Source organism: Pseudomonas mendocina, from assembly GCF_900636545.1.
In the GTDB taxonomy this organism is placed as follows: domain Bacteria; phylum Pseudomonadota; class Gammaproteobacteria; order Pseudomonadales; family Pseudomonadaceae; genus Aquipseudomonas; species Aquipseudomonas mendocina.
On sequence record NZ_LR134290.1, the window covers coordinates 5,076,441 to 5,097,203 of the forward strand.

Genomic DNA, 20,763 nt, shown 5'->3' on the forward strand with positions numbered 1-20,763 from the left:
TTTTGTGATCACAAAATATCATGCCGACAGCACCCAACCGAGGTATGACCCATGACCACCGCCAGTGGCATCAGCCAAGTCGCCGTAGACCGCTTCGTCGCCGCCGAGCGCGAACTGTTCCTGTCCCGCAATCCGAAATCCGTGGCCCTGGCCGAACGCGCCCGGCACTCTTTGTACGGCGGCGTACCGATGCACTGGATGGCAGACTGGTCGACGCCGGTGCCACTGTTCGTCGAGCGGGCCAAGGGCGCGCGCTTCTTCGATGTGGACGGTCATGAGTACGTCGACTTCTGCCTGGGCGACACCGGCACCATGTTCGGCCATTCGCCCGAGCCGGTGGCCCGCGCCCTCGCCGAGCAGGCGGGCAACGGCCTGACCACCATGCTCCCCGGCGAGGACGCCGTGGTCTGCGGCGAGCTGCTGGCGCAGCGTTTCGGCCTGCCCTACTGGCAGGTGACCGCCACCGCCACCGACTCCAACCGCTACGTGCTGCGCTGGGCACGCGCCATCACCGGGCGCAAGACCCTGCTGGTGTTCGATGGCTGCTACCACGGCACTGTCGACGACGTGATGGTGCGCGAGCGCGACGGCAAGACCGTGCACCGCTCAGGATTGGTCGGCCAGGCCTACGACCTGACCGAGCACAGCCGCGCCATCCCCTTCAACGACGTCGAGGCGCTGGAAGCGGCGCTGGCCCAGGGCGATGTCTGCGCCCTGCTCTGCGAACCGGCGATGACCAATATCGGCATGGTCCTGCCCGATCCGGGGTTCCTGCAGAAATGCCGCGAGCTGACGCGCAAGTACGGCAGTCTGCTGATCATCGACGAGACGCACACCATCTCCACCGACATCGGCGGCTGCACGCGCCTGTGGGGGCTGGATCCGGACTTCTTCGTGGTCGGCAAGCCCATCGCCGGTGGCGTACCGTGCGGCGTCTTCGGTTGCAGCGCGGCGATGGCCGAAGCGATGACCAAGGCCCGCCAGCGCGCCAGCGAGGAAAGCCACGGTCACGGCCACAGCGGCATGGGCACCACCCTGTCGGCCAACGCCCTGGCCATGCACTGCATGCGCGCCAACCTGGAACAGGTGATGACCCAGGCCGCCTACGACCACATGCTGCCGCTGGCTGCACGTCTGGCCGAAGGCTTGCGCCAGCTGATCGACAAACACGGCCTCAATTGGTCGGTGAACGAGCTGGGCGCGCGTTGTGAATTCCAGTTCTGCGCGACCCCGCCGCGCACCGGCGCCGAGGCCGAAGCGGCATTCCATGACGAGCTGCAGATGGCCCTGCACCTGTACCTGATCAACCGCGGCATTCTGATCACGCCGTTCCACAACATGACCCTGTGCTGCCCAAGCACCACGACCGAGGATGTGGACAAGCTGATCGCCATGCTCGACCAAGCCCTCACCGAGCTGCTGGCCATTCCCGGCGCCCGCGAGTAATCCGAAGATCGCTCCAACGCTCCAGCGTGGGAGTGCAGACAGCGACGCTCCGCGTCGTATGGGACGTGAAGCGTCCCCGGAGTGGTACCCACGCAGAGCGCCGGTACCATCAGAATCCTGTGGTGCGCATGACGCACCCTACCAGAGGCATGCACCATGCAATTCGCCAACCCCCAGGAAGCCCGTGATTTCCTCGCCAAGCACCCCGAGGTGCGCAGCATCGAGCTGATGCTGATCGACGCCAATGGCATCCCGCGCGGCAAGCTGCTGCATCGCGACGAGTTGCTGGCCATCTACGAAAATGGCCGGCCACTGCCCAGTTCGATCCTTTCGCTGACCGTCCAGGGTGAAGACGTCGAGGCAAGCGGCCTGGTCTGGGAAGTGGCCGACGCCGACTGCTGGACGCATCCGCTGCCCGGCAGCCTGACCCTGCAACCCTGGCGCGCGGTACCCACCGGCCAGCTGCAGGTGAGCATGCACCCGACCCAGGGCCTGCCGGCCACACCGGGCGACCCACGCCACGTGCTGGTGCGCGCTATCGAGGCGCTCAAGGCCGACGGCTATCACCCGGTGATGGCGGTGGAGCTGGAGTTCTACCTGCTGGACAAGCAACGCGACGCCAATGGCCGCCCGCAGCCCGCCGTGCAGATGAACGGTGTGCGCCCGCAGGCGCCGCAGGTCTATGGCGTGTACGAGCTGGAGCAGGTGCAGCCGTTCCTCGACGATCTCTACGCCGCCTGCGAGGTCCAGGGCCTGCCGGTGCGCACGGCGATCTCCGAATACGCCCCGGGCCAGCTTGAACTCACGCTGGAGCACCGCTTCGACGCGCTGCAGGCGGTGGACGAAGGTGTGCGCTACAAGCGCCTGGTCAAGGGCGTGGCCAACAAGCACGGGCTGCAGGCCTGCTTCATGGCCAAGCCATTCGGCGACCTGGCAGGCAGCGGCCTGCACATGCACATATCGCTGGCCGACGCTGAAGGCAACAACCTGATGGCCTCGGAAGACCCTTACGGCACGCCGCTGCTGCGCCACGCCATCGGCGGCATGATGGCCACGCTGGGCGATGCCATGGCGATCTTCTGCCCCAATGCCAACTCCTTCCGCCGCTTCCAGGCCAACAGCTACGCGCCGCTGGCCAAGAGCTGGGGGGTGAACAACCGCACCGTGTCATTCCGCGTTCCCGGCGGGCCGGCCAACAGTCGCCATGTCGAGCACCGCATCTGCGGCGCCGACGCCAACCCGTACCTGGCTGCGGCGGCGATCCTCGCCGGTATCCACAAGGGCATCCGCGAGCAGATCGATCCGGGGGAGGCCATCGTCGGCAATGGTTACGAGCAGGCCCGCGAAACCCTGCCCACCGACTGGCTGACCGCACTGCGCAATCTTGAGGATTCAAGCTGGGCACGCAAAGCGCTCGGCGAGGACTTCCTCAAGGTGTTCCTGGCGATCAAGTGGGCCGAGTACCGCCAGTTCATGGGAGAGGTGGGCGAGCAGGACTGGCGCTGGTACCTGACTCACGCCTGATCGTCGCAGCCCTGTGGCGAACGTAACGGGGAGCTCTGAGCCTTGCGTCGCGCTTGCCGTCTGGCCTGTACGGCGGTAAGCGGACGCAGAGCGTCCTGGGTGGCATTCCCACGCAGAGCGTGGGCACGATCAATAAGCCCTGGCGCACATCCTTATCTACAGCGGCATGCAACGCCCATTGAATCCCGCCTCGTGCGGGCCGTCGAAGCACAGCTGGCCGCGGTCATCGGGCTCGGCCAGTTGCGTCGGATAGTAGGGGTTGCGGGCATCCGGCATGTTCGCCAGGCGTTCGGCAGCAAAAGGCCCGGCAGGCAGGCTGACCACCACGGCCAGCAAACGACGCTTGGCCTCCAGGTCGTGCAAACGCCCGGCATACCGGCGCATGTCCGGGCCGGCAACGGCCAGCAGGATATTGCCGGCCCGGTTGCGTATGCCGCCAACCGAGGCCGGCCCGGGAGCCGGCTCCTGCATCGCGACGGCAAACGCCTCTGGCTCCAACTGCGACAACTGCACAGCCCGCGCATACGGCGCCAGGCTGGCGTTGATGGTCATCTGCGGGCGGAAGAACAACTGCAGGCCAAGGTATTCCCGGCCGGAGACGCTGTCTGGCAGTTGCGCATACATCTGCGCGATACCGTAGAACTCGCGCTGCATGGGCTTGAGCAGCGAAAGCTCGTCCGTACTGAACGACTCCGGAACCGACGGACGCGGGATCAGCCCCTGGCGATACAGACGGACCTGCCATTCCAGATTGCGGTTGACCAACACGCCCAGCAGCATCTTCAGGACCAGGTTGTCCGCACGCGCCAGTTGCTGGCGCAGTAGCCTGAGCTCCTCGCGCAACCCTCCCTGTGCCACATCGCCCTGGCCATCGCGGGCCATTTGCAGCATCAGTAGATTGAGCACCTGCTGGCCCGCGTACACGTAAGTGAGTCGCGGTACCGGCTCGGCGACACTCACCGAGGTCAGCGTGCGGTAGTCATCCCTGTTGAGAAAATCCCAGTAGCGTCGCTGCAGCACGAACCAATCCGGAGAGATGCGACTCCCCAGGTCGGCCTGTGCCAGCAGGCTGTCGAAGCAGCCGGGCGTCTCGATCTGACAGAACAGTCGCCCTTCGGGAAACGGCAGGCTGGCAACGGTTGGCCCCGAATAATCGCTATCGGTCACGCCACGCCCGGCGTGCCAGCGCTCGTAGTGCTGCAGACGGGCCTCACCCAGTGCCTCGGGCTGTTCATCTAAAGGGGCATCAATCCCGTTGAGGTAAAGATAAGCGCGGCTTTCACCCGTTGCTGCCTGCACCTGCTGCTGCCAGTGCTGCACCTGGGCGCCAGGCGGCTCGTCACGCAGCCAGGCACTGCCGGCAACCAGCAGCGCCAGCACCAGAATCACAGCACCCAGCAGGCCGGCACGTCGGCTCACGGGCGCACCTGCGCATCGACCTTGATGTAGTCGCCCGCCACGCTGATGCCCATGCCGCCATAGTCCTGGCAGCCATCGGCGAACACTTCCAGCACGCGCAGCGAGATACCCTCGCGCAGCAGACTCACCGCGCAACCGGCATTCAGCGCGGCATCCTCCAGGCGCATCTGCACAGCGTCGCCGACCAGCTTGCCCTCAAGCTCACCGACGGCCGCCGGGCCGTATTCCTCGACCCGCGCCCCCGCGCGCAACGGCGCGAAGCTGGCGTGATAACCACCGCCAGGAATCTCGCTGATCTGCAGTTCGCTCCACACCGCCTGGCCGCTGTAGCGCAGGTAGCGGCCTACCGGGCTGGCGCTCAGCGCCGGGTAATCCAGCGCCTGGGTGACCTTGATCAGGTTGTGCCGCGTTGCCGAACCGTAAAGGTTGGTGTCCAGAGCCAACTGCAGCCAGGCACGGGCCATGCCGGCGTCACCGGCGCGCAAGTTGGCCAGCATCAGATTGTTCACGGCGAGCTCGAGCCCAGCTTCATCTTCGTTCTCGACGCGGCGCAGCTGACGCTCGAAGGACTCGATGGCCGCCTCGAAACGACCGGCCTGATAGGCGGCCGTGCCCTCCTGGTTGCACTGCGCCGGTGTATCGCACGTTTGTTCTGCCAGTGCCGGCAGCGCGAGCAGGCCAAGCAACATAAGGGGAATGTGGCGCAAGGGCATCATCTGGCATCCTAACCAAGTAAAACCCCATATTAGCCGGGCGACGCACAGCGCGGCAGCGCACAGCCTCCCAATTTCGGAGTCACCATGGAAGCCGGAACCGCACAACTGACGATGACCGTACTGATGACCCCGGACATGGCCAACTTCTCCGGCAACGTCCACGGCGGCACCCTGCTCAAATACATGGACGAAGTCGCCTACGCCTGCGCCAGCCGCTACGCAGGGCGCTACGTGGTGACACTATCGGTAGATCAGGTGATCTTCCGCGAGCCGGTGCATGTCGGCGAAATGGTCACTTTCCTCGCCTCGGTCAACTATTGCGGTCGCACCTCCATGGAAGTTGGCATCAAGGTCATCACCGAGAACATCCGCGAACGCTCGGTACGCCATACCAACAGCAGCTTCTTCACCATGGTGGCGATGGACGAGCAGGGTCGCCCGGCAGTGGTGCCCGAACTGCACCCGGACACACCCGACGGCCTGCGCCGTCAGCGCCAGGCCAAACAGCGCCGGCAGATTCGTGAAGAGCTGCAGCAGCGTTATCGGGCGTTGAGCGAGGAGAAGAATGACCCTCAGTCGTGACCGATGTAGAACAGCAGTTCGCGCCGCTGCGGGTGGTCCTTGAGCCAGGCGCGAATTTCGTCAGCACGGGCGATGGCGTCCTCGCCGGCGATGCGGCTGAAACGCTCGCGCCGCGCCTGTTCGCTGGCCTGCTGGCGCACCTGGCGCTGCCAGGCGTCGGTGAAGATCGCCGGCATCTTGTGGCTCAGTTCCAGGGCCTTGAGCAGTTGCCATTCGCCGCTGTCCAGCCAGGCTTCATCGCACGTGCCGCACAGGTCGAGACGATTGGCACGAGTGCCGCTGATCTGAAACTTGCTCATCAGCTTGGCGCACTTGGGGCAGCTCAGGGCGTGGCTGGTTTCGCCCACTTCGGCCTCGGCGGCCAGCTCGGTTGATGTCTCTTGTGCTGGCTGACGCTCGGCCCAGTCACGGTAATGCAGCAGGCTGACCAGCGTGCCTTGGCACTGTGCGCAGCCATGGCCGAGCAAGCCATCTTCGAGTTTTGCCGGTTGCAGACGGCTGGTGCGACAGGCGGGGCAATGCATGGTGACGTCCTTTTCGTGTGAAGTGCGCGAACGCTAATGCACAGCCGACGCAAGGGCAAGCCGGATGCTGAGAACTGGGCGGCAGATAGGCTAAGCTCTGTCTCCCGGAGACGGAGTCGCCATGATCAACCTGTTCGATGTCTTCCTGCTGATGCTGTTCGCCGCCGTCTGCGCCTGGCTATGGCGCGGCCACGGTATTCGCGAGCGTGCGCTGGCCTTCGCCAAGCAGCACTGCGCCAAGCTCGACGTGGAACTGCTCGATGGCGCCGTGGCATTGCGTCGTCTGGCCATCCAGCGTGATACCAGAGGCCATCGTCGCCTGGCGCGGCTGTATGACTTCGAATTCACCGTCACCGGTGAGCAGCGTCTACGCGGACATATCAGCATGTTCGGCCCACACCTCGGGCGCATCGAACTGGAGCCTCACCCGGTGCTGGAGCCACAGCCCGAGCCGGTCGCGGTCCAGCATTCGCATCCGGGTAACGTCATCCGCCTCGACGACTGGCGGCGCAAGACGCAGTAGCGCCTGCCGATTCAGCCCCGCTGCAGCAGGAAATCGGCCACGCGCTCGGCGCTGTCCGCCGGCTGCTCCTGCATGAAGCAGTGCCCACCCGACACCACCTGGCTGCGCACGTGGGCGTTGCTCGCAGACCAGCGCGCCACTGATCGCGCCACGAACGGATAGGTGCTGGCGCCGTGGATCACTTCGGTCGGCGTCGTCACCTTGGCCAGCGATGGCCACAGGCGACGCGGATAGGAGCCGAAAATCTCGGCTTCGCGGCTCGGCCGGCACTTGAGCTCGACTCCACCGTCCACGTCTTTCAACGCATGCTCGACATAGGCATCGAACGCCGCCTCGTCCCAGCCGCGGAACATACCGCGGCCATGCAGCGCCGCATGCGCACTGGCACGATCCGACCACTGCCGGCGGCGCTTGTGCGCCTTCTTCGCCATGCCGGTGCGCTGCGCCAGGCCAACTACGTCGGACAACGCCATCACACCGATCATCGCCGGGCTGAACAACACCGGATCGAGCAGCACTGCACGGCGGAAGAGCTCGGGGTGGCGCGCCAGGATCAAACTGGTCAGCACGCCGCCAAAACTGTGGCCCAGGGCGAAGCGCGGTACGTCGCCGAACGGCGCGCGCAATGCCTCGAACGCCTCCACCGCCAGCTCGGCGCTGCGGTTCCAGCCATGGAAGCGCCCACCATGATCACTGTCGCCATGGCCCTGCACGTCGCACAGCCAGAGGTCGAAGTCCTCCGCCAGCACGGCCAGCATCGGTGTGTAGACGCGCCCGCAGTAGCCATTGCCATGCAGGAAATGCAGCAGCGGCTTGCCCGACGGCGGCGTGTGCCAGCCGCGCAGGGTGAAGCCGGCAGAGGTGTCATGAGACCAGGGCAGCAGGTGCATGAAAGTTATCCACAACGACGAACGCGCGGCGAGTGTATCAGCCAGCCAATGGGATTCGGCACGCAGCGAACGAAGCGTTCAGTGCGCTGACGTCCTGCGCCTGATCGAAGATCAGCTCCAGCCGCGAATCCTTGCGCCATTCGCTGGAGCCCCAGTCGGGTAGCGCCTGCGTCTGCAAGGCATTCAGCGAACACCAGCCATCGACACCGTGCAGTACCGCCTTGGCCCGACGCCAGGCCAGTGTCCGCAACCATTGCGAAACCTGCGCGAGGTCGAAGATCTGCTCGGGATGCCAGCGCCAGCCAATGCTCCAGCCCTCGGCCTGAGCCTGCACCTGGCAGATCGGCTCGGCGGTATTAAGCCAGACCTGCGCCAGGGCTGGCGCAGCTGTGGGTAACTCGGCCTCCACCGGCGCAGGTAACGCTTGCGCTGGCAGGCCCGGTAGCAAGGCCAAGTCAAACCGCCCCTGTTCCGTCCAGTGCAGCGGCACGGGCGGCAGGCTCGCGGCAATTCGTACCCGGCTCGCTTCGTCCAGGGACTCGCTCTTGTTCAACAACAGCAGACCCGCCTCATCCAATGCCTGGCGCTGCACGTCCGGCAGCGCCTGACCGCTGACCAACGCGGCGGCATCCAACACCATCAGTGCCGGTTGCACGGCCAGCAAGCCGCGCCAGGGCGGCTGACGCAACTGTGCCAGCAACTGCGCCGGATGCCCCAGGCCGGACGGCTCGATCAGCAGGCGATCTGGCCTGGCCTTGCGCAGCAGCCGCCCCAGCCCCACCTGAAACGGCGCGCCATTGACGCAGCACAGACAACCACCGGCCACTTCGGCCAGGGCAATGCCATCGTCGCCCTGTTCGAGCAGGGCAGCATCCAGGCCGATCTGGCCGAACTCGTTGATCAGTACCGCCCAGCGTTCACCCGCCGGTTTTTGCGCCAGCAGGTGACGGATCAGCGTGGTCTTGCCGGCACCGAGCGGGCCGGCAATGAGGTGGGTAGGGATTTGACTGAGCATGAATTTATGTTCGGTGGTTCGCCAGACAAGTGCCAGCACAGACTGCAAGGAAGCAGCATGTTAGATTCGCCGGCAGTTTTTCGGGAGTCGAAACGATGCGTGCATGGCTGTTGCTGTTTTCCCTGCTGCCGGGCCTGGCCCTGGCCGAAGCCTGCGTGGTGCATAGCCAAGCCGAGCGCCTGGACGTGAAGGTCTGCCAGGAGAATCGCAACATTCCAGCCACGCTGTTTCGCGACGGCTTCTGCCAGCCGCAGTTGCAGGGGCAGACGGTCGAGGTGGAATTCGTCGAGCAGTGCCCGCAGGGTGCCTATGGCATTTGCCAGAATGCGCGCGCCGGCAGCGACCTGTACCAGCAGGACATCCACTACTACGGCGTGGCCAGCGACGCGCTGTATCTGGAACCAGCCTGCAAGACGCAATATCAGGGCAAGTGGATCAAGCCCTGACATCAAAGCGTCACCAAAAAAGCGCCTAATGACTGCGGGTACCTCACATGACCCTCATGTCGAGTCACGCGTCGACATGATCTCTTGGTGCTTAAGGCCGGGGCAGTCGCTCCGGCCTATTTTTTAAGAGCTTGCCGCACCCTACGCAACTCCGATTTCGCGCGACTTATGCCAGCCAGTCCAGCGTCAGCAGCAGACGTCGCTCGCCGGCCAGCGGTTGCGGCGAGCGATGGATCAGACCACGGCCTTCGTTACCCTGCCATTTCTCGCCCTTGGCCAGCGCCACATGACCGCTGTCCAGCCGCTGGATCAACGCTTCGTCCTGCGGCTCGGCACCCGGCTGACCAAGCTTGCTGCGCGGCATGGCGCCCTCTTCCAGCCACTCGCTGCCAACCCCGGCATAGCTGGTGATCAGCCGCAACGGCACGTGGTCGACGTGAAAGCGCGGGCACATGGCCTTGTCCAGCGCCCGCAGGCGCAGGCCGATAAGCCGGGCGTCGAGCAGGCAGGCATAGGCGCGCACCAGCCAGGCCACGTCGGCGAGAAAGGCCGCCTGGCCCGGCAGGTCGGCGTACTGCGCCACCAGGCCGGCAAGATTCGGCTCGTTGTCGGCCTGCGCCAGCTCCAGGGTCATGGACTGCGCCAACGGCTCACCCTGGGCCAGCAGCGTTTCGGCGAAGTCGGCGATCTGCGCCGGCAGGCGACGCTGCCAGACAGCCAGGTTGACGTCCTCATGCAGCACCTCGCCGAGCACCTGGATGTCCTCGGCCAGCGCCTGGCGCGGCGGCGCCGGCAGTTTGAGCGCGTACATCAGGCCGCCTCCTGCTGCTGCCAGGGGCCGAAGGGGTCGGCGAGCAGGCGCCAGGCCTCCGGGCCGCCGGCCATTTCCTCGTCGCTGAGCAGGCAATCGTCCAGCTCGCGGGTGAGGCGCAGGAAGTCGATGTTCTGGCCAATGAATACCAGTTCCTGGCGGCAGTCGCCGACCTCGGCGCTCCAGTGCTGCATGATCGCCTGCAGGCCTTCCTCGTCCTGCGGCCAATGCTGCTTGGGCACGAAGCGCCACCAGCGCCCGGCCAGGCCATGGCGCATCAGCCCGCCAGCCTGCGACCAGCTACCGGCCTCCTGGTACTTGCTGGCCAGCCAGAAGAAGCCCTTGGAGCGCAGCAGGCGGCCATTGCGCCATTCCTGCGAGAGAAAGTCGAAGAAGCGCTGCGGATGGAACGGCCGGCGCGCGCGGTAGGCGCTGGAAGCGATGCCATATTCCTCGGTTTCCGGCACGTGTTCGCCACGCAGCTCCTTGAGCCAGCCCGGCGCCTGCGAGGCGCGCTCGAAGTCGAAGCGGCCGGTGTCGAGGATCTTGTCCAAAGCGACCTGGCCCATGCTCATGGCCTGGATGTCGGCGTGGGTGTTGAGCCCGCGCAGGATGGCCGTCAGCTCCTCGCGTTCAGCCTGGCTGATCAGGTCGATCTTGCTGATGAGGATGACGTCGGCGAATTCCACCTGCTCGATCAGCAGGTCGGTGATCGAGCGCTCGTCCTCCTCGCCCAGGGTCTCGCCACGGCTGGCCAGGCTGTCGGCGCCATGGAAATCGCGCAGGAAGTTCACCCCGTCGACCACCGTCACCAGGGTATCCAGGCGCGCCAGGTCGGACAGGCTGCGGCCCTGCTCGTCGCGGAAGGTAAAGGTCTCGGCCACCGGCAGCGGTTCGCTGATGCCGGTGGACTCGATCAGCAGGTAGTCGAAGCGGCCGTCGCTGGCCAGGCGAGCGACCTCTTCGAGCAGGTCTTCGCGCAGGGTGCAGCAGATGCAGCCGTTGCTCATCTCCACCAGCTTCTCTTCGGCGCGGTTGAGGCTGACGTCGCGCTGCACTTCGCTGCCATCGATGTTGATTTCGCTCATGTCGTTGACGATCACCGCGACCTTGAGGCCTTCGCGGTTCTTCAGCACATGGTTGAGCAGGGTGCTCTTGCCGGCGCCGAGAAAGCCGGACAGCACGGTAACGGGTAGACGCGGGTTCATGGAGTGTTCCTCGTTTCAGTCACGGTCACGCTGATGTCTTTCGCGCTGCTCCTGGCGCTCCTTGGCTTCGATGCACAGGGTCGCGGTGGGGCGCAGCAAGAGGCGCTTCAGGCCAATGGGTTCGCCGGTCTCGGCACACCAGCCGTATTCGCCACGTGCCAGGCGTTCGAGCGCCTGGTCGATCTTGTCCAGCAGCTTCTTCTCCCGTTCCAGCAGGCGCAGCTGCCACTGGCGCTGCTCCTCGGCGGCACCGATATCGGCCACATCGCTGCTGGTATCGGGTTGGCGCAGCTCGGTGAATTCCTCCTCGATACGCGCCTGCAACTCGGCTCGCTGAGTCAGCAGCAGCTCGCGAAAGAACTGCTGCTGGGCGTCGTTCATGTAGTCATCCGCTGGCTGCGCAAGCAGCTCGGCTTCGGTGGGCATAGTCAGAGTCATGGGAAATCGGCTGGCTTGTTTTAATTGTTATAACATAACATTTAATTTTGAAAGCAACTCACGGATTTGCGATGAACGACCAGTTCCTGCCGGATATTGCCGCTCAAGCCACTCACCACGACCTGCCACTGGACTGGGTCGGCATGGCCGGTATCGCCCTGCCCATTCGCCTGGCCAGCGCGGCCGTAACCGCCAGCGTCGATATCGGCGTGAGCCTCGATGATGCCGGCGCACGCGGCATTCACATGTCGCGCCTGTACCTGGCGGCCCAGCGCCTGGTGCATCAGGAACTGGACGTGCCTGCCGTGCTGCAGGTGCTGGACGATTGCCTGAGCACTCACCAGGCACTGTCCGACAGCGCCACGCTGACGCTGCGTGGCCAGGTGACGCTCGAACGCCCGGCGCTGGTCAGTCCACTCACAGGCTGGAAGGCCTACCCCTTCGAACTACGTGCCCGGCAGGATGGTCGTGGGGTGAACATGGAACTGCAGGTCGAGGTCGGCTATTCGTCCACCTGCCCCTGCTCGGCGGCGCTAGCCCGGCAGTTGATTCAGCAACGTTTCGCCGAGACCTTCGCGCGTGAACCGCTGGACTATCTGGAAGTACTCGACTGGCTCGGCTCGACCCAGGGCATCGTCGCCACGCCGCACAGCCAGCGCAGCACGGCGACCCTGCAGCTGCGCCTGGCGCCCGACTACACCGAGCTGCCCGTGCTGGCGCTGATCGACAGCGCCGAACAGGCCCTCGGCACGCCGGTGCAGACCGCGGTGAAACGTGCAGACGAACAGGCCTTCGCCCTCGCCAACGGACAGAACCTAATGTTCTGCGAGGACGCCGCACGCCGCCTGCACCGCGCCCTGCGCCAACTACCGCAGGCCAGCGCCTTCCGCCTCAAGGTGGTGCATGCGGAAAGCCTTCACGCCCACGACGCGGTAGCGGAGAGCTACTGGAACTGGAGTTGAGGCAGGCGCAGCGGTATCGGCCTACCAGCCACCGCCGCCACCGCCACCCGCACCGCCGCCGGAGGAACCGCCGCCGCGAGAAGCGGACGAGCCGGAACTGCTGCCAGAGCTGGAAAAATCATCGGAGGACCGGGGCGCCTCCGGTGGTACGGATGCGCTCATCAGCACGCGATCCAGGTTCCAGGCAAGGGTTCGGGCCTCACCCGAGGTCATCAGGCTGGTGAAGCCTTGCGGCCGATAATCCACCGCCACAGGCTCCAGGGTGCCTTTCTGCAGTTCGCTGGTGAAGCGATTCGTCCACTGCTGTTCGACCCCCAGCGCCATGGCGTAGGGCAGATGCCGCTCGTAGAGCGCAATGCTCATCACTGGCGCCTGGCCAGCCCGATCCAGCACATCCTTCTCGCCCAGGCTCAGATAATCCCGATAACCTTCCAGCTCATCGAGCAGGCGCCGCCCGGCAGTGGTTGGTGCACGCAGGAACTTGCGTGCGACTGCGACGATGGCGAACAGTGCCACGCATTGCAGGACCACGCCGCCGCCCGCGAGGCCGGCGGCAATACCCAGAGTGCCCAACACGAACAACATGATCACGCCTGCGGCACCTATCGAGCTGCTCATGAATTGAAGCATTGCCGCTGCCAGCACCACTGCTATCAGCACGAGCCACAACGCATCCTGTGCTGCCTTGGCATCGCTGGTAGACGTCAGCAGCAAGGCGATACCGGCGCTCAGCGCCAGGAAGGCTCCGCACAGCCACTGGCCGGTATGGTTGTTGAAGTTGTTCTGCTCGATAACAGCCAAGCTCTTGCGCAAGCCGCCTAGCGCCCTGGCCAGCCGCGGCTCGTAACCTCCCCCCAGGACCAGTGAGCCGCCCTCTTGCGGAATCAGCGCATTGAGCACTTGCCGTTCATCTTCACGCAGGTCATCGGTTGCCGACTCGGTGCGCGTCAACTGTAAGCCCTCGGCGTGACGCTGCAGGCTCAACCAGCCACGGATGGCCAGGTCGGTGACCATGATGCTCAGGGCACGCACGCCCTTGCTGTCACCACCAAGGCCGCGGCGCCAGACGTAACCCGCCATCACCGGGCTGATGCCACGCGACAACTCGAACAGCGGGATGACCACTCCCCTGGCCGGCCCCCGGCCTCTCGCCCACCACTGCCTGGCGTAATAGCCTAGCAATACGGCAAATGTCCCCATCAGCAGACTGTGGCGCAGGTTATCGCTCAGCAACCTCAGCAAACGCTCCCACCAAGCCGGCCGCGTCACCAGGCCAGCCTGCCAGGCAACGGCGACGGTAAAGCCCTCATGCGCATGCAATGGACGATTGGTCGCCATGCGCAGGCGATTGTCTGCCTGTTCGAGCACCTCGTAATCACCAGCCTGCGAACCGCTATGGCCGGTATAGCCATGCACCGCCTCGATCTGCGCGCCCTTGGGCAGCACGACCTCGACACTGGCCGCGCGAATCGGCAGCAACCAGTCATTGCCGGTGACATTCCAATAGAGCTCATCGACGCGGGCGTGATGCAGCAGTTGCGCATCCATGCGGTAGGTCAGCTCGTAGAGATAGGGGCCGGGCTCGAGTTGCGTGTCTGCGCTGCCCAGGCGCAGGCGAATGCCGTGATCCAGTGCCTGCTGCGCGACGTTTTCCGGATGACCGTCACGCGTGGCCGAAATCAGCGTCAGCGGCGTATTGCGCAACAGGCCCTTGCCCAGGCCATAGCGCGTAGGGATATCACGGAAGATACCGCGGACGATGGCCTTGCCCTCGGCGACGACCGCGATCCGCTCGCTCACCAGCACCTCGCCATTGGGCTCGACCTGCAGGCGCACGTCATAGGCCTGAATGACCTCCTCGGCCTGCACGCCGAAGACGCAGAAACAACACAGCAACAGCAGGACTCGCAGTCTTCCTGACATGACACTCTCCTTGATGCGCTTACCTGCGCTCGCGGCCACCGGCGCGGGCATCACGCGTGAATCGAAGCGGCACCCTACCCGAAGTCTTCCCGCGAGCAAAAGCGAATCACGCACATCGCCGCCACGACCTCTACCAACCGCCGCCGCCTCCTCCTCCGCCGCCACCGCCGGAGGAACCGCCACCGGATGATCCGCCGCCACTCGACGAACTGCTCGCCGGCGGTGACGAAGCCAGTGCCGTGGCGCTGCTCAGGCCCGCGGCCAGGGCGCTGCTGAGCGCCTGTGGCGAGCTGTAGCTGCTGCGACTGTGGTACCAGGCCGGCTGATAGTCGCGCTGCGCAGGATCGATCAGGCCACTGGCCAGGGCGTCACTGAAGCGCGCACTCCATTTGTCTTCCACACCCAGTGCCATGGCGAAGGGCAAGTGGCGTTCGTACAGGGCGATGCTCATCGCCGGGGCATCAGCCGCCAGCGCCAGGGCGTCCTGCTCTGCCAGTTGCAGGTAGTTGCGATAGCCTTCCAGCGCATCGAGCAAACGTCGTCCTTCCAGGGTCGGCGCCGGCATCAGGTAATAGAAAATCACCACCAACGCGGCATACAGCACGATCAGTAGCAGCGCTGGCAGGGAAGCTGCCTCGGCGATCATCAGCAATCCTACCGGAACCGGCCAGGCGAACATCAGCGCGGCGAAGAACAAGGGAATCTTCTTGCCCGAGCTCGGCTGCCGCCGCGCCAGGTTGAACATGATCAGCGTCGGCACGCCGAAGCCCAGGCCGAACACCAAGCCCGCCATACCGGTAGCGAAATCATCCCCATGGCTGCCCATCACCAGCATCACCGCGCTCCCGAGCAGGGCCCACAGCAAGCCCAAGGCCCAGATGCCACGGTTGTTGCTGAACCAGGCCTTGCCCTGCAGCTGCAACTGGTTTTCCAGCGTGCTCAGCGTATCGGCGAGGCGGGGTTCGTATTTCTTGCCGATAGCGATCGAAGCATCCTGCTTGCCGGCCCTGAACAAGCGGTCGCTCAACTCGCGATCCTGCTCATTCAGGTCGTCTCGCACAGCAGCGCGTGACAGGATGAAGCCACTGCGGGGCCTGTCTGCGATCTGCAGGTGTTTGTGGATGGCCATGTCGGTCAGCCACACGCCAAATGCCCGGGCTGCCGGAAAGGCACCACGCAGCCCACGATGCCAGAGGTAGCCGGCCTGCACCGCGCTCATACCCTGCGGGCCCTCGAACAGCGGGATGATCACGCCCTTCTGTGGATCGCGGCCAACGCGATTCCAGGCGCTCAGGTAGAACAGCAGCAGGCCGATCAGCAGCAGCGCGCCGATGCCCACGCCGAGGTTGTCCAGTAGCGCACGTTTGGCGCTATCCACGGCGCTTGGCCGCGGCACCAGCCCGGCCTGCCAATCGACGGCTATCGTCAGCCCGTGGTGGGCGGGAAGCTCCGCAGTGGTGGCCAGACGCAGATGATCATCGCCGCGTTCGACGATCTGGAAGTCCTGGCCCTGATCGCCCTGGGCGCCGGTATAAGCGGCCAGTTGGCCAATATGCGCGCCCGCCGGCAGGCGCACATCAACCGACGCCTGGCGAATGGGGAAAATCCAGCCGTTGCCGGTGACGTTCCAGTACAGCTCGTCGGTGTCGGTGTGATGCAGCAGCGCGCGCCCAACCCGATAGCGCAGCTCGTAGCGATAGCGGCCTGGGTCGAGCAGCGTGTCTGCCGACCCCAGGTAGAAGCGCACCCAGGCGCCGTTGCGCTCGCTGTGCACGGCCTCTTCATCGCCATCGCGGGTCACGCCCAGCAAGGTGATCGGACTGCTTTGCTCCAGCCCCATCGGCAGCGCATAGCTGACCGGCAGATCGCGGTAGATGCCACGACGAATGTCGCGGCCTTCGGCGCGCACGGTGATGCGCTCGGTCACCAGCAGGTTGCCATCCGCCTCGACCTGCAGACTCACGGCAAAATCCTCGATGACCTCCTGCGCCGACACCAGTCCGGGCAACAGGCAGACAATCAGCAACAGGCCACGCAACCATCCCTGCATGCTCAGAACTCCATCTTCGGCGATTGGCCGTCACGCGGGTCATCCAGCGTGAAGTACTCGGCCGGGGTAAAGGAAAACAGGCGGGCGACCAGGTTGCTCGGCACCGACTCCACCAGCACGTTCAATTCACGCACCGCGCCGTTGTAGTAACGCCGGGCCATCTGGATGTGGTTCTCGACCTCGCTGATGTTGCCCTGCAACTCAAGAAACTGTTGGTCAGCCTTGAGTTCGGGATAGGCCTCGACCAGGGCGAAGAGCTGGCGCAGCTGGCTGCCCAGTTGCGCCTCAACCGGGGCGCGCTGGCCCAGCGGCGAATCGGCCAGTTGCACTGCGCGCATGCGCTCCTGCACCAGCGCCTCCAGCGTGCTCTGCTCGTAGTTCATGTACTGCCGCACGCATTCCACCAGCGCCGGAATCAGACTGGAGCGGCGCTTGAGTTGCACGTCGATACCGCTGGCGGCTTCGGCCACACGGTGACGATTGAACACCAGGCGGTTGTAGTAGAAGACCGTCACACCACCGAGCACGAGCAGGATGCCCACGCTCCACCATAAACCCGAATGCTGCATACCTTCTCCTTGTTGGTCTGTTGTGACAGCCATTGTCCTCATAGCGACACCCCGGGAGGACATCGCATCGTTATGCTCGTATCCTCTAATGCCAGCCTGCCAGCGAGGTCCCCCATGCAGATCGAGCTGATCGAGATCCGCGATCACCTGAATCGCTTCGCCCCCTTCGACAACCTGCCGGAACAAACGCTCGACGAGATCGCCCGCCAGGTGCAAGTCGGCTATTTCAAGGCCGGCAGCGAGATTCTGGCCGCCGGCGCGCCGATTCACGAACTGCACTATGTGCGCAGTGGCGCCGTGGAAATCCATCGCCGCGGGGGCGAACTGCACAACCGCCTGACCGAAGGCGACATCTTCGGCCAGGCCGGCCTGTTGCGTGGCAACAAGGTACGCCTGGGCGCCCGGGCACTGGAAGATAGCCTGATCTACTTCATCCCCGGCCCCCTGTTTCAACAACTCTGCGACCAGTTCGACAGCTTCGCCGATTTCGTCGAGGCCGAAGGCCAGTCACGGCTCAAATCCGCCCTGGAAGACAGCCATGGCAAAGCCAGTGAGCTGATGAAGATCAAGGTGCGCAAACTCATCGGTCGCTCGCCGGTCAGTGTGCCGCTGGACATGCCCGTGCAGCAGGTGGCCAAGGTGATGAGCGAGCAGAGCGTGTCCTCGGTGATCATCGTCAACCCTGCCAGGCGCTGGCCCAACCCCGCGCAGGTGCAGGTGGCCGACCAGCAGAATCAAGTCATGGCCGGCATCCTCACCGACCGCGACCTGCGCACCCGCGTGTTGGCCGAAGGGCTGCCGGGCGACACCCCGGTCAGCCAGGTGATGACGCCTGGCCCGGTCACCGTGCAGGCCGACGAGTCGGTGTTCGAGGCCATGCTGTGCATGCTGCGCAACAACATCCACCACCTGCCCGTGCTGCAGCGCCGTCGTCCGGTGGGCATGATCTCGCTGGCAGACGTCATTCGCTACGAGTCGCGCAGCAGCCTCTATCTGGTCAACAGCATCTTCAACAAGAACTCGGTGGAAGGCCTCAAGAGCCTGCTGCCGGACCTGCACGCCACCTTCGTGCGCATGGTTGCCGACGATGCCAGCGCGCACATGGTCGGTCGCGCCATGAGCAGCATCGGTCGCGCCTTCACCCGGCGCCTGCTGGTGCTCGCCGAAGAGAAACTCGGGCCACCACCGGTGCCTTACTGCTTCATGATCGCCGGTTCGATGGCGCGCGATGAACAATTGCTGCTGACTGACCAGGACAACGCCCTGGTGCTCGACGACAGCTTCGACCCGGAGAAGCATGACGCCTACTTCTACGAGCTGGCGCAGTTCGTCAGCAATGGCCTGTCCGCCTGCGGCTATGCCTACTGCAAGGGCGGCATCATGGCCAGCAACAGCAAATGGCGTCAGCCGCTGAAAGTCTGGCGTGGCTACTTCAGCCAGTGGATCGAACAACCCAACCCGGAGACCCTGCTCAACAGCAGCATCTTCTTCGACCTCGATGGCGTATACGGCAAGACCGCGCTGGTGGAAAACCTCAAGGAGATGCTGGCGGAAAAGGCCAGCGCCACCCCCGCCTTCCTTGCCGCGCTGGCGCGCAACGCGCTCAATCGCACGCCGCCGCTGGGCTTCTTCCGCACCTTCGTGATGGAAACCGACGGCCGCCAGAAGAACATCATCAACCTCAAGGGTCGCGGCACGGCGCCGCTGACCGACCTGATCCGCGTGCATGCCCTGGCGTGCGGCTCCAAGGCACAGAACTCGCTGGAACGCCTCGACGCCATCGCCGCCACCAAGCTGTTGCCCAAGGAAGCCCTGGATCATCTGCGCTACGCCTTCGAGTTCCTCAGCCTGGTGCGCATCCGTCACCAGGCTCGCGAGGTCGAGGCCGGCAACCCACCCGACAATTACGTCGAGCCGGAGAAATTCAGCTCCAGCGAACGCCACCACCTCAAGGAAGCCTTCCAGGTAGTGAGCAATGCCCAGAAATTCCTGCGCTTCCGCTACCCTGCCCAGCCCCTGTCTCGCCCACAATGAGTCACTATCAGCATCAGGATTGGCCGCAACTTTTCGCAGAGCGTGCGATCAGCAGTCAGGACGAACGCCTGCGCACTTACTACCGAGCCGGCTGCATCACCGCCGACACGCCATTGGCGGATGCGCCGCTGGTCGCCCTGGACGTGGAAACCACCGGCCTCGATCCGCATCAGCACGCCATCGTCAGCCTCGGCCTGGTACCGATGGACCTGCAACGCATCCGCTGCGCCGAGGCCCGTTACTGGGTCGTGAAACCCACCAGCGAACTGAGCGCCGAGTCGGTCACCTTTCACCACATCACCCACTCCGACATCCGCCACGCCCCGCGCCTGGCCAGCGTGCTGGACGAACTGCTCGAAGCGCTGGCCGGCAAGGTGGTAGTGGCGCACTACCGCAAGATCGAACGCAATTTCCTCGACCAGGCTCTGCGCCTGCACCTGGGTGAAGGGCTGATGTTCCCGATCATCGACACCATGGAGCTGGAAGCGCGCCTGCATCCCAAACGCAGTATCAGCTGGTGGGATCGTCTGCGCGGCCGCCATCCCCTGTCCATCCGGCTGGCCGACAGCCGCCAGCGCTACGGCCTGCCGCCCTACTCCGCGCACCACGCGCTGACCGATGCCCTGGCCTGTGGTGAACTGCTGCAGGCACAGGCAGCGACGCATTACCCGGCGCATACGCCAGTGGGAGCGGTCTGGAGCTGACCTGCCGGCCCCCTGTAGGAGCGGATTTCTCCGCGAAGCTTTTGGCTTTTGCTTTCCTCTCCAGCCTGGGGGAGAGGACGAAATAGACTATTCAGGAAAGGACTCTGGAACAGACCATGCTTAGCAGATCAGAACAGCACAGAACCCATTTCAGGAGCTTCATCCCCGCTCTCGTAGCGCTACTCAGCCTCAGTGGCTGTGTCGGTCTCCAGACACACACGCCCACAAGCCACACGAAACCCGCGACGGATGGCTACCGCATCGATGGCACCCAGCATTTCTGGAGCCAGAGCGAGCACCCGGTAAATGGCGCTTTAACGCTGGAGTCCGAATACCAATGGTGTGGCGCCGTGCTGTGGGCAATAGTCCCGCTGCCTTTGATGCTGCCCGTTTGCAAAAGCTACAGCCGGGTCAATTTCGCCGACGGCAAACCCACCACAAATGAGTCGCGAGGGGTGGCATTCAGCAGTTTCCATGGCTGCGGGCCAGGCGTATGGCTGGCTACCGGCATCATGCACGGCAGGACAGCTTCGTTTTGTGCAGCGGAGTAGCAGTTCAGCCAGTAGCAGCAAAAAACCGTGTGGGGTGGATAACGCGAAGCTTATCCACCACAGCGCGGTTGGCGAGGTGCGGCTAACCCCGCAAAATGCCTCGCGACAGAAGCGAAATGCCGCCCAGCCACTCCGACAGGGCTCAGCAAGTAGCCTTGCTCTACCCATCCTACGGCCTGCGCGTGGATATCATCGACGTAGGACAACGCAGGCATACATCCATGAATCGCCGCAAAAAGATCAAGCAACTGCTCGAAGCCCACGCCAAGAAAGCCAATGCCAAGCTCGCGCCCAAAAGCAACAAACCCAAGTACGTTAGCAAGGCTGACAGGGCGAAGCTGGAGGCTGAAGCTACTTCAGAACCCGTCACGTCCGCTGAATAAATGTCGGATAGACGGATGATGCCCACGATGTGCGTGGGCAGCATC

20 protein-coding genes are annotated in these 20,763 nt (G+C 64.5%); 9 read left to right on the forward strand and 11 right to left on the reverse strand.

What is annotated here, in order from left to right; translation table 11 throughout:
• Positions 1-51: 51 nt before the first annotated feature.
• Positions 52-1,446 carry an aspartate aminotransferase family protein gene (locus EL191_RS23840; RefSeq protein ID WP_126403536.1) on the forward strand — a complete coding sequence of 465 codons (1,395 nt, stop codon included), beginning with the start codon at positions 52-54 and terminating at the stop codon, positions 1,444-1,446.
• 156 nt (positions 1,447-1,602) lie between these two features.
• Positions 1,603-2,970 (forward strand): glutamine synthetase family protein, encoded by a 1,368-nt coding sequence (locus EL191_RS23845; RefSeq protein ID WP_126403537.1) that lies wholly within the window; start codon positions 1,603-1,605, stop codon positions 2,968-2,970.
• A gap of 156 nt (positions 2,971-3,126) precedes the next feature.
• On the opposite strand, the gene EL191_RS23850 is transcribed toward EL191_RS23845, so the two are convergent.
• Both EL191_RS23850 and EL191_RS23855 read right to left on the reverse strand, forming a co-directional pair.
• The gene (locus tag EL191_RS23850) at positions 3,127-4,389 is read right to left on the reverse strand and encodes a hypothetical protein (protein WP_126403538.1); all 1,263 of its coding nucleotides are present in this window, start codon (positions 4,387-4,389) and stop codon (positions 3,127-3,129) included.
• The gene (locus EL191_RS23855) at positions 4,386-5,105 is read right to left on the reverse strand and encodes a hypothetical protein (RefSeq protein WP_041975445.1); all 720 of its coding nucleotides are present in this window, start codon (positions 5,103-5,105) and stop codon (positions 4,386-4,388) included. The genes EL191_RS23850 and EL191_RS23855 overlap by 4 nt, the downstream gene beginning before the upstream one ends.
• 84 nt (positions 5,106-5,189) lie before the next feature.
• On the opposite strand from EL191_RS23855, the gene EL191_RS23860 reads away from it, so the two are divergent.
• Positions 5,190-5,687: an acyl-CoA thioesterase gene (locus EL191_RS23860; protein ID WP_003464774.1), complete on the forward strand. Its 498-nt coding sequence runs from the start codon at positions 5,190-5,192 to the stop codon at positions 5,685-5,687.
• Here the strand turns inward: EL191_RS23860 and EL191_RS23865 are convergent.
• Positions 5,678-6,211: a TFIIB-type zinc ribbon-containing protein gene (locus tag EL191_RS23865; protein ID WP_013717898.1), complete on the reverse strand. Its 534-nt coding sequence runs from the start codon at positions 6,209-6,211 to the stop codon at positions 5,678-5,680. The two genes, EL191_RS23860 and EL191_RS23865, sit on opposite strands and share 10 nt — an antisense overlap.
• A 121-nt stretch (positions 6,212-6,332) precedes the next feature.
• Between EL191_RS23865 and EL191_RS23870 the strand changes: the two genes are divergently transcribed.
• Positions 6,333-6,734: a DUF3301 domain-containing protein gene (locus EL191_RS23870; protein WP_041975450.1), complete on the forward strand. Its 402-nt coding sequence runs from the start codon at positions 6,333-6,335 to the stop codon at positions 6,732-6,734.
• 11 nt (positions 6,735-6,745) lie between these two features.
• Here the strand turns inward: EL191_RS23870 and EL191_RS23875 are convergent, their stop codons facing one another.
• Both EL191_RS23875 and EL191_RS23880 read right to left on the reverse strand, forming a co-directional pair.
• Complete coding sequence (locus tag EL191_RS23875) at positions 6,746-7,624, reverse strand: alpha/beta fold hydrolase (RefSeq protein WP_041975451.1); 879 nt, start codon at positions 7,622-7,624, stop codon at positions 6,746-6,748.
• A 37-nt stretch (positions 7,625-7,661) separates the two neighbouring features.
• On the reverse strand, positions 7,662-8,639 hold the full coding sequence (locus EL191_RS23880) for a CobW family GTP-binding protein (RefSeq protein ID WP_041975453.1): 978 nt from the start codon (positions 8,637-8,639) through the stop codon (positions 7,662-7,664).
• A gap of 95 nt (positions 8,640-8,734) precedes the next feature.
• Between EL191_RS23880 and EL191_RS23885 the strand changes: the two genes are divergently transcribed.
• Positions 8,735-9,085, forward strand: a complete 351-nt coding sequence (locus EL191_RS23885; RefSeq protein ID WP_013717902.1) for a hypothetical protein — start codon at positions 8,735-8,737, stop codon at positions 9,083-9,085.
• 166 nt (positions 9,086-9,251) lie between these two features.
• On the opposite strand, the gene EL191_RS23890 is transcribed toward EL191_RS23885, so the two are convergent.
• The 3 genes from EL191_RS23890 to dksA are packed head-to-tail and all read right to left on the reverse strand — an operon-like array spanning position 9,252 to position 11,542.
• Complete coding sequence (locus EL191_RS23890) at positions 9,252-9,896, reverse strand: DUF1826 domain-containing protein (RefSeq protein WP_041975456.1); 645 nt, start codon at positions 9,894-9,896, stop codon at positions 9,252-9,254.
• Positions 9,896-11,104: a zinc metallochaperone GTPase ZigA gene (gene zigA / locus EL191_RS23895; RefSeq protein ID WP_041975458.1), complete on the reverse strand. Its 1,209-nt coding sequence runs from the start codon at positions 11,102-11,104 to the stop codon at positions 9,896-9,898. The genes EL191_RS23890 and zigA overlap by 1 nt, the downstream gene beginning before the upstream one ends.
• A gap of 15 nt (positions 11,105-11,119) precedes the next feature.
• Positions 11,120-11,542 carry an RNA polymerase-binding protein DksA gene (gene dksA / locus EL191_RS23900; protein ID WP_041975460.1) on the reverse strand — a complete coding sequence of 141 codons (423 nt, stop codon included), beginning with the start codon at positions 11,540-11,542 and terminating at the stop codon, positions 11,120-11,122.
• 71 nt (positions 11,543-11,613) lie between these two features.
• On the opposite strand from dksA, the gene folE2 reads away from it, so the two are divergent.
• Positions 11,614-12,504 (forward strand): GTP cyclohydrolase FolE2, encoded by an 891-nt coding sequence (folE2, locus tag EL191_RS23905; RefSeq protein ID WP_041975462.1) that lies wholly within the window; start codon positions 11,614-11,616, stop codon positions 12,502-12,504.
• Positions 12,505-12,525: 21 nt separating this feature from the next.
• Here folE2 and EL191_RS23910 read toward each other — a convergent pair whose 3' ends face one another.
• The 3 genes from EL191_RS23910 to EL191_RS23920 form a co-directional block, all read right to left on the reverse strand.
• Positions 12,526-14,427: a DUF2207 domain-containing protein gene (locus EL191_RS23910; RefSeq protein WP_041975464.1), complete on the reverse strand. Its 1,902-nt coding sequence runs from the start codon at positions 14,425-14,427 to the stop codon at positions 12,526-12,528.
• Between the two features lie 130 nt (positions 14,428-14,557).
• Positions 14,558-16,477 (reverse strand): DUF2207 domain-containing protein, encoded by a 1,920-nt coding sequence (locus EL191_RS23915; RefSeq protein WP_041975465.1) that lies wholly within the window; start codon positions 16,475-16,477, stop codon positions 14,558-14,560.
• Positions 16,478-16,479: 2 nt separating this feature from the next.
• Positions 16,480-17,046 carry a LemA family protein gene (locus EL191_RS23920; protein WP_041975467.1) on the reverse strand — a complete coding sequence of 189 codons (567 nt, stop codon included), beginning with the start codon at positions 17,044-17,046 and terminating at the stop codon, positions 16,480-16,482.
• Positions 17,047-17,160: 114 nt separating this feature from the next.
• Between EL191_RS23920 and EL191_RS23925 the strand changes: the two genes are divergently transcribed.
• The 3 genes from EL191_RS23925 to EL191_RS23935 all read left to right on the forward strand — a co-directional run bounded on the left by EL191_RS23925 (position 17,161) and on the right by EL191_RS23935 (position 20,718).
• Positions 17,161-19,080: a DUF294 nucleotidyltransferase-like domain-containing protein gene (locus tag EL191_RS23925; RefSeq protein ID WP_041975470.1), complete on the forward strand. Its 1,920-nt coding sequence runs from the start codon at positions 17,161-17,163 to the stop codon at positions 19,078-19,080.
• Positions 19,077-19,784, forward strand: coding sequence for a 3'-5' exonuclease (locus EL191_RS23930; protein ID WP_041975472.1), 708 nt, complete (start codon positions 19,077-19,079; stop codon positions 19,782-19,784). The genes EL191_RS23925 and EL191_RS23930 overlap by 4 nt, the downstream gene beginning before the upstream one ends.
• 772 nt (positions 19,785-20,556) lie before the next feature.
• The gene (locus tag EL191_RS23935; RefSeq protein WP_013717912.1) at positions 20,557-20,718 is read left to right on the forward strand and encodes a DUF2986 domain-containing protein; all 162 of its coding nucleotides are present in this window, start codon (positions 20,557-20,559) and stop codon (positions 20,716-20,718) included.
• The last annotated feature ends 45 nt before the right edge of the window (positions 20,719-20,763 follow it).

Excerpts from the sequence above, each read along its gene's own strand:
- EL191_RS23840 (WP_126403536.1), top strand. The coding sequence starts at position 52 with ATGACCACCGCCAGTGGCATCAGCCAAGTCGCCGTAGACCGCTTCGTC.
- EL191_RS23845 (WP_126403537.1), top strand. The coding sequence starts at position 1,603 with ATGCAATTCGCCAACCCCCAGGAAGCCCGTGATTTCCTCGCCAAGCAC.
- EL191_RS23855 (WP_041975445.1), bottom strand. The coding sequence starts at position 5,105 with ATGATGCCCTTGCGCCACATTCCCCTTATGTTGCTTGGCCTGCTCGCG.
- EL191_RS23860 (WP_003464774.1), top strand. The coding sequence starts at position 5,190 with ATGGAAGCCGGAACCGCACAACTGACGATGACCGTACTGATGACCCCG.
- EL191_RS23865 (WP_013717898.1), bottom strand. The coding sequence starts at position 6,211 with ATGCATTGCCCCGCCTGTCGCACCAGCCGTCTGCAACCGGCAAAACTC.
- EL191_RS23870 (WP_041975450.1), top strand. The coding sequence starts at position 6,333 with ATGATCAACCTGTTCGATGTCTTCCTGCTGATGCTGTTCGCCGCCGTC.
- EL191_RS23875 (WP_041975451.1), bottom strand. The coding sequence starts at position 7,624 with ATGCACCTGCTGCCCTGGTCTCATGACACCTCTGCCGGCTTCACCCTG.
- EL191_RS23880 (WP_041975453.1), bottom strand. The coding sequence starts at position 8,639 with ATGCTCAGTCAAATCCCTACCCACCTCATTGCCGGCCCGCTCGGTGCC.
- EL191_RS23885 (WP_013717902.1), top strand. The coding sequence starts at position 8,735 with ATGCGTGCATGGCTGTTGCTGTTTTCCCTGCTGCCGGGCCTGGCCCTG.
- EL191_RS23890 (WP_041975456.1), bottom strand. The coding sequence starts at position 9,896 with ATGTACGCGCTCAAACTGCCGGCGCCGCCGCGCCAGGCGCTGGCCGAG.
- zigA (WP_041975458.1), bottom strand. The coding sequence starts at position 11,104 with ATGAACCCGCGTCTACCCGTTACCGTGCTGTCCGGCTTTCTCGGCGCC.
- dksA (WP_041975460.1), bottom strand. The coding sequence starts at position 11,542 with ATGACTCTGACTATGCCCACCGAAGCCGAGCTGCTTGCGCAGCCAGCG.
- folE2 (WP_041975462.1), top strand. The coding sequence starts at position 11,614 with ATGAACGACCAGTTCCTGCCGGATATTGCCGCTCAAGCCACTCACCAC.
- EL191_RS23910 (WP_041975464.1), bottom strand. The coding sequence starts at position 14,427 with ATGTCAGGAAGACTGCGAGTCCTGCTGTTGCTGTGTTGTTTCTGCGTC.
- EL191_RS23915 (WP_041975465.1), bottom strand. The coding sequence starts at position 16,477 with ATGCAGGGATGGTTGCGTGGCCTGTTGCTGATTGTCTGCCTGTTGCCC.
- EL191_RS23920 (WP_041975467.1), bottom strand. The coding sequence starts at position 17,046 with ATGCAGCATTCGGGTTTATGGTGGAGCGTGGGCATCCTGCTCGTGCTC.
- EL191_RS23925 (WP_041975470.1), top strand. The coding sequence starts at position 17,161 with ATGCAGATCGAGCTGATCGAGATCCGCGATCACCTGAATCGCTTCGCC.
- EL191_RS23930 (WP_041975472.1), top strand. The coding sequence starts at position 19,077 with ATGAGTCACTATCAGCATCAGGATTGGCCGCAACTTTTCGCAGAGCGT.
- EL191_RS23935 (WP_013717912.1), top strand. The coding sequence starts at position 20,557 with ATGAATCGCCGCAAAAAGATCAAGCAACTGCTCGAAGCCCACGCCAAG.